7 protein-coding genes are annotated in these 6,413 nt (G+C 63.9%); 2 read left to right on the top strand and 5 right to left on the bottom strand.

Annotated elements, in window-relative coordinates:
- Positions 1-79: 79 nt before the first annotated feature.
- Positions 80-793, bottom strand: coding sequence for an AraC family transcriptional regulator (locus VGD20_RS13135; protein ID WP_331134879.1), 714 nt, complete (start codon positions 791-793; stop codon positions 80-82).
- A gap of 123 nt (positions 794-916) precedes the next feature.
- On the opposite strand from VGD20_RS13135, the gene VGD20_RS13130 reads away from it, so the two are divergent.
- Both VGD20_RS13130 and VGD20_RS13125 read left to right on the top strand, forming a co-directional pair.
- Positions 917-1,888, top strand: a complete 972-nt coding sequence (locus VGD20_RS13130) for a nitronate monooxygenase family protein (RefSeq protein ID WP_331134878.1) — start codon at positions 917-919, stop codon at positions 1,886-1,888.
- Positions 1,889-2,048: 160 nt separating this feature from the next.
- Positions 2,049-2,447 carry a hypothetical protein gene (locus VGD20_RS13125; RefSeq protein ID WP_331134877.1) on the top strand — a complete coding sequence of 133 codons (399 nt, stop codon included), beginning with the start codon at positions 2,049-2,051 and terminating at the stop codon, positions 2,445-2,447.
- Here the strand turns inward: VGD20_RS13125 and VGD20_RS13120 are convergent.
- The 4 genes from VGD20_RS13120 to VGD20_RS13105 form a co-directional block, all read right to left on the bottom strand.
- On the bottom strand, positions 2,424-2,957 hold the full coding sequence (locus VGD20_RS13120; RefSeq protein ID WP_331134876.1) for an AHH domain-containing protein: 534 nt from the start codon (positions 2,955-2,957) through the stop codon (positions 2,424-2,426). The two genes, VGD20_RS13125 and VGD20_RS13120, sit on opposite strands and share 24 nt — an antisense overlap.
- Positions 2,957-3,721, bottom strand: coding sequence for a hypothetical protein (locus VGD20_RS13115; protein ID WP_331134875.1), 765 nt, complete (start codon positions 3,719-3,721; stop codon positions 2,957-2,959). The genes VGD20_RS13120 and VGD20_RS13115 overlap by 1 nt, the downstream gene beginning before the upstream one ends.
- 171 nt (positions 3,722-3,892) lie before the next feature.
- The gene (locus tag VGD20_RS13110; RefSeq protein WP_331134874.1) at positions 3,893-5,854 is read right to left on the bottom strand and encodes a potassium transporter Kup; all 1,962 of its coding nucleotides are present in this window, start codon (positions 5,852-5,854) and stop codon (positions 3,893-3,895) included.
- 39 nt (positions 5,855-5,893) lie between these two features.
- On the bottom strand, positions 5,894-6,413 hold a 520-nt coding region (locus tag VGD20_RS13105; RefSeq protein WP_331134873.1), incomplete at its 5' end, for a tetratricopeptide repeat protein.

The raw sequence follows: 6,413 nt of genomic DNA, 5'->3' as shown, positions 1-6,413 counted from the left end.
GTTCGCGTTAGAATTCTGGGCCCCGGCTTTCGCCGGGGTGCACAAAAGGGACAGCTCACCAACCCAAAGCGGGCATTCATCAGCAGGCGGCACCCCGCCGCCAGCGGCGCGGCGACACGCCGGTAAGCTTCGTCACCGCGCGCGTCATATGCGCCTGGTCGGCATAACCTGCCTCGACGGCTATCCCCGCGAGACTGTCATCGCCCGCGACGATCATCCGCCACGCCCGTTTCGCCTGGCAATCGGCGCGATAGGCGGCGGGAGACACGCCATAGAGCCTTTCGAAACTGCGCGAGACATGCTCGCGCGAACGGCCGTGCGCCGCCGCCCATTCGCCGATCCGCGGCGCGGCGGATCTCCGGAGCGCCACCGACAACTGGTCGGGCAATTCCTCCTCTTCGGCGGCGCACGCCGGTGTGAACCCGGCGATCATCTCCGTCACCGCACCCATCGGATCGCGCTCGGCCAGCCGGACAATGCGATCGGGGTCGGCGACATAAGCGCGGGCCGGCCATTCGCGTGCGTCGAAGGGCAAGGGAAGATCGATCACCACCGTTCTTGCCGCGGAAATGCGGTCGCGATGCGCCGAGAAAGGCCCGTGCATCAATATTTCCCCTGCTCGCGCCGACAATCGCCCGGAATCGCCCGTTTCCTCATAGGCACCGGCCAATACCAACGTCGCATAGGGCTCGCGGTGATGGTGGCGCGCAATGTCGGTCGACGCGGGAAGCACGCTGGGTTTGAACAATTGCATCGCGTCATTTTGCCGCGCGAGGGCAACGAGCGCAAACATCCGCCGGACCAACAACCGTCGCGCATCGATAGACGCCGGTCAACAAGCCAGCCCGGAAGCTCTTGCGCGACCTTCCGTTTACGTTAAGGTCAGTTGCAAACCGCAACTGGAGACTGATTCACCATGGCCCTTCCCCCGATTTTCGACCGCCTGCGCCTCCCCGTGATCGGATCGCCGCTGTTCATCGTCTCGGGGCCCGAACTTGTCATTGCGCAATGCAAGGCGGGGGTTGTCGGCAGCTTCCCGGCGCTTAACGCGCGGCCGCAATCCTTGCTCGACGAATGGCTGCACCAGATCACCGAGGAACTCGCAGCGTGGGACCGCGCCAACCCCGACCGTCCATCGGCACCCTATGCGGTCAACCAGATCGTCCATAAATCGAATGACCGATTGCTTCAGGACATCGCGACCTGCGAGAAATGGAAAGTGCCGATCACGATCACCTCGCTCGGCGCGCGCGAGGAACTCAACCAGGCGGTCCATGGCTGGGGCGGCATCACGCTCCACGACATCATCGACGACCGCTTTGCCCGCAAGGCGATCGAGAAGGGCGCCGACGGCCTGATCCCCGTCGCCGCGGGCGCGGGCGGCCACGCCGGGCGGCAATCGCCTTTTGCTCTCGTGCAGGAAATCCGCGAATGGTTCGACGGCCCGGTCGCACTGTCGGGCGCGATCGGCCACGGCCGCTCGATCCTTGCTGCGCAGGCGTGCGGCGCCGACCTCGCCTATATCGGCAGTGCTTTCATCGCGACGGCCGAGGCGAATGCCGAGGACAGCTACAAGAATGGTATCGTCGAGGGGCGCGCGGGCGACATCGTCTATTCGAACCTCTTCACCGGCGTACACGGCAATTATCTACGCCAGTCGATCGTCGCGGCGGGCATGGACCCCGACAATCTGCCCGAAGGCGATTTGAAGACGATGAACTTCGGCTCGGGCGGCAACACCAAGGTCAAGGCGTGGAAGGACATCTGGGGATCGGGCCAGGGCATAGGCCCCGTGACCGCGGTGCGCCCGGTCGCTGAATATGTCGCCGAACTCGAAGCTCAATATCTCGCCGCCCGCCGCGAACTCGAGGCGAAGGTCAGGCTTTAGGCCCCTGTTGGCGGGCTCTTCCACGGCCGCTTAGGGGTGAGGAGCGGACAAAGCGCCATTCCCTTACGTCATCCCGGGCTTGACCCGGGATCCGCTTTTTCCTTCAAGAAGACAGGCCCCGGATGAAGTCCGGGGTGACGATGATCGATAAGGTGCGGCGATGCCCAACTACAAACCAATAGACGCTGGAGTAGCATTGAAGGCCGTCGCAAGCGATCTTGTCGGCTTTCAATGGGATACCGACGGTGTCGTCGCCGACTTCATTTTGCCCGATCAACCCGAACGGCTCCTACGCGTTTCCTTCGATCTTTCGTGCGTCGTCAGAATCCTCGACGAGATGGCTTTGAGCACCGAGGAAGACGACACGCCGGAGGAAGGGCGCGTGCCCGACCATTTCGCATATGAAGTGACAGAAAGCCGATTTTCTCGGTTGCAATCCGGCCTCTGGAAAGAAGTGAACAGCCCCGTTGCGCATTATCAGTTCGTGACCGGATGGGCCTGTGTAGACGTGCTGACGAGGGCGACGCCCCAGTTTTCAGTTGTCGAACGGAAGAGCTGAACCTTCGCTCTCGGCCGTAGCCGGCGCTTCATTTGACGCCCCGAACAGCTTGTCGATCGCCTCGTCCAGATAGGGGCGATCGACGAACAACCGCATCGGATCGCGGCGATTGAGCCAGAAACCGGCACCATGCCGGTCGGTCAGCGCGCGTCGTGTCGCATCCTGGAGCAGGCGGAGGCGCATCACCGCGGTTCGCCGCGCCGTTCGCATATCCGCGGAGGCGTGAAGGACGAAATGCGCGCGGATTCGTTCGACCCGTGCCGCGACCACGTCGCTATAGCCATGGTGCGGCCCGCGATGCAGTGCATGTCCCGATTTCAGCGCCGCCGGCTCGCAGGCGGGAAGTATCAGTCCGTTGCGGTCGAAATGCTGCAGCGCGAAATCCTCGGCCTGCAAATGGTCGAACAGGACCGCCATCTGGGGACGCCGGAGCAACGCAATGGGGATGAGATGATGGCGCTGAAAACCGGTTTGCGGCGGCGGAGCGCCCTGCCAACCGCGCCGCTGCATCAACCGTCGCTGCCGAACTCGACTACCACCGTCGACCGCATGCCCCCGCTCGTCGCCTGCGGCGACAGGCCGATCCATTCGCTCGGCCCCAGCCCGCGCATCGTGCGGTTATGGCGGATCGGGCCATTCAGCATCATATCGAGCGCGAGGCGCGACAGGCGCCGCACCATCTCTGCCACGGTCCAGCCGACGGGTATGCGCGCTTCCAGTTCCTGTCCCGCAAACAGCGCCAGCCCGCGCGTTCCGATGCTTGCGCCGTCCCCGGTCTCGTGGCGCCGGAACGCGACCAGATGCAGCACCGGCGGCATGCCGCTGGCCAGCATCTCGGCCACCGAGGCGCGGAACTGCTGCGCGTCCGACCACAGGCGCGCGGGCGACCAGAAGATATGGCTTGCATCGAACAAGTCGATCAGCAGCACCACCATCTTGAAAAACTCGCGCATTTGTGCCGGTTTTCCGGCCGATGATTCCGATGCCTCGCCGCACTCCGGGACAAATATCCAGCATTGACCGTTCTCCCGCCAGTCACGCGGCAGGCTCGATGCGAGCAGGCTGGTCGACGGATGGTCGGGATCGGCCATCTCCAGCACGTCGCCCTCCGCCCTGCCGGCGATCACCGACACGGCGCCGAAGGTCAGGCGAAAACGCGGCGATGCGATGCGCGCGGATGTGCCGGCCTCTTCACCCTCAACACGCTCGGGTTGCAGCCCCATGCGCCGGAGCGACATTGCCAGCGTATCGTCGCCATCGCCCTGCATCGCCATGCCGGCAATCAGGGCAAAGGGTTCCGGCGGTACGGGCGGGATTAGAGCTTCGTTGTTGCCGACATCCATAGGCTGGTCGACCTTTGTAGGTTCATCCTTGCATCGCAAGACTTGCCCCAATGCACAAACTCTTATTCGGACATGTCACGAAGTTAACCTTGCGGAGCCGCGTCAGATTGCGACCTGGCTGCCCAGTTCGACCACACGATTGGTCGGAAGGCGGAAATATTCCATCGCGCTTTCCGAATTGCGCAGCATCCACGCGAACAGCTTTTCGCGCCAGATCGGCATGCCGGGCTTGCTCGCCGCGATCAGCGTCTGGCGCGACAGGAAAAAGCTGGTTTCCAGCATCTTGAACTCGCCGCCGCAGCTCGTGACGCGGGTCAGCGCCTCGGGCACGTCGATCGGCTGCATGAAGCCGTAATTGAGTACGAGGCGGTGGAATCCCTGCCCCAGATCCTCGAGCAGGCAGAATTTCTCCTCCTGCACGAACGGTACGTCGGCGATCTTGATCGTCAGCAGGATGATCCGCGCGTGCAGAACCTTGTTGTGCTTGAGGTTGTGAAGCAGCGCGTGAGGGACGCCGTCGCTGCTCGACGTCATGAACACCGCCGTCCCCGGCACACGCGTCGCGCTGTTCGCCGCCGACTTGACGAACACCGGGATTGGCATCGCACCGTCGGCCATTTCTTGCTGCATCAACTTGCGCCCGCGCGACCAGGTCGTCAGCATGGTGAAAATGGTGAGGCCGATCGCCAGCGGCACCCAGCCGCCGTCGGGCACCTTGATCAGGTTGGCGCCGAAATAGGCGATGTCGACGATGAAAAAGACCGCAAGGATCGGCAGCGCCTTCCACGCCGGCCATTTCCACAAGGTAAACAGCACGACGCTCAGCAAACAGGTATCGATGAACATCGCGCCCGTCACCGCAATACCATAGGCCGCGGCCAGGTTGCTCGATGATCCGAAGAAAAGGACGAGGATGATGACCATCACCATCAACCCCCAGTTGACCATCGGGATATAGATCTGTCCCGCCGCCGACGCGCTCGTATGCTCGACGCGCAGGCGCGGCATGAAGCCGAGCTGGATCGCCTGCTGGGTCAGCGAGAAGGCGCCCGAGATCACCGCCTGGCTCGCGATGATCGTCGCGAGGATCGCGAGGATCACGACCGGCACCTGCCACGCCTCGGGCATCATCTGGAAGAAGGGATCGGCGATCAGGTCGCTGCGCGGCCCCACCTCGGCCTCGAGCACCATCGCGCCCTGCCCCATATAGTTGAGCATCAGCGCGGGCAGAACGAAGGTCAGCCAGGAAAGGCCGATCGGCCCGCGCCCGAAATGCCCCATGTCGGCATAAAGCGCCTCGGCTCCCGTCACCGCGAGCACCACCGCACCAAGCGCGATGAAGGCGGTGAAGCCGTCGACATAGAAAAAGCGCAGCGCGTTCACCGGGTTCAGCGTCTCGACGATAATCCCGGGATGGTCGACGATATGGATCATGCCGAGCACCGCAAGCATCGTGAAATAAGCGAGCATGATCGGCCCGAACAGCATTCCGACCTTCGCCGTCCCGCGCGACTGGATCGCGAACAGCCCGATCAGGATCGCGAGCGCGATCGGCACGATATAGGGTTCGAACCCCTTGTTGACGTAGCTAAGCCCCTCGGTCGCCGAGAGCACGGACATCGCCGGCGTGATCATGCTGTCGCCATAGAAGAGGGCGGTCGCGAACACGCCGAGCAGGATGATCGGCCAGGTCCAGCGCTTCTCCCCCGACGAGCGGCTGATCAGCGCGAGCAGCGCAAGGCTGCCCCCCTCGCCCTTGTTGTCGGCCTTCATGATCGTCAGCACATATTTGAAAGTGACGACGAGCATCATCGACCAGAAGACGAGGCTCAGCACGCCATAAATGTGCAGCCGGTCGGCTTCGATCGGATGATGTCCGGCAAAGGTTTCACGGAACGCGTAAAGCGGGCTGGTGCCGATGTCGCCGAACACGACTCCGATCGCACCGACGGCAAGCTTAAGCTTGCCATCGCCGTGATGTCCGTGCCCGTAATGGGCCGTTTCGGCGGCAGCAATCGCAGCGCTTGGCGCGCCGCCCGCCGCCTGTTGCGACTCAGCAGTCATCGCGCGCCTTTAGACGAGCCCGAGCCTTTGTAATAGGTTTCAATTTGGGACGTCCGCGGGGGGTACAGCCGCCGGGGTTTCAGCCGGCAATTGCGGTCCGAGCGCCTGGCGAAGCTGGGCAAGCCGCATTTCGAGATCGGGCCGCCACGGCGCATCGGCGGGGCTCCGCGCCAGCAACCGACTCCACACCCTCTCGGCGCCTTGCAAGTCGCCGCCCTGCGCCAGCGCCAGCCCGGCGAAGAAAGGCGGGGCCGGATGCGATGGATCGCGCTTCGCCGCTTCGTCGAACGCGAGCGCCGCTGCCGGCGACATCACACCACCGCCATGCGCAGCGAGCGCATTGCCAAGCCCGACCCACAGGTCGACATTGTCGGGATATCTCGCCAGCCCCGCTTCCAGCGTCTTCGCCGCCGATTCGGTATTCCCCATGCGCGCGAACCCGTCGGAGATGCCGAGCCACTGCGCGGCGGGGCCGAAACGGTCGGCCATCCCCTGCCGCTGGTCGGTGATCGCCTCGCCGAACCCCTCGGGCTCTTCGGGCGCTGCCACGGGCTTGCCG

It is taken from the genome of Sphingopyxis sp. (assembly GCF_036402335.1).
Lineage (GTDB): Bacteria > Pseudomonadota > Alphaproteobacteria > Sphingomonadales > Sphingomonadaceae > Sphingopyxis.
This window is presented reverse-complemented; position numbering and strand designations above follow the sequence as displayed.

Excerpts from the sequence above, each read along its gene's own strand:
- VGD20_RS13110 (WP_331134874.1), bottom strand. The coding sequence starts at position 5,854 with ATGACTGCTGAGTCGCAACAGGCGGCGGGCGGCGCGCCAAGCGCTGCG.
- VGD20_RS13115 (WP_331134875.1), bottom strand. The coding sequence starts at position 3,721 with ATGGCGATGCAGGGCGATGGCGACGATACGCTGGCAATGTCGCTCCGG.
- VGD20_RS13125 (WP_331134877.1), top strand. The coding sequence starts at position 2,049 with ATGCCCAACTACAAACCAATAGACGCTGGAGTAGCATTGAAGGCCGTC.
- VGD20_RS13130 (WP_331134878.1), top strand. The coding sequence starts at position 917 with ATGGCCCTTCCCCCGATTTTCGACCGCCTGCGCCTCCCCGTGATCGGA.
- VGD20_RS13135 (WP_331134879.1), bottom strand. The coding sequence starts at position 793 with ATGTTTGCGCTCGTTGCCCTCGCGCGGCAAAATGACGCGATGCAATTG.
- VGD20_RS13120 (WP_331134876.1), bottom strand. The coding sequence starts at position 2,957 with ATGCAGCGGCGCGGTTGGCAGGGCGCTCCGCCGCCGCAAACCGGTTTT.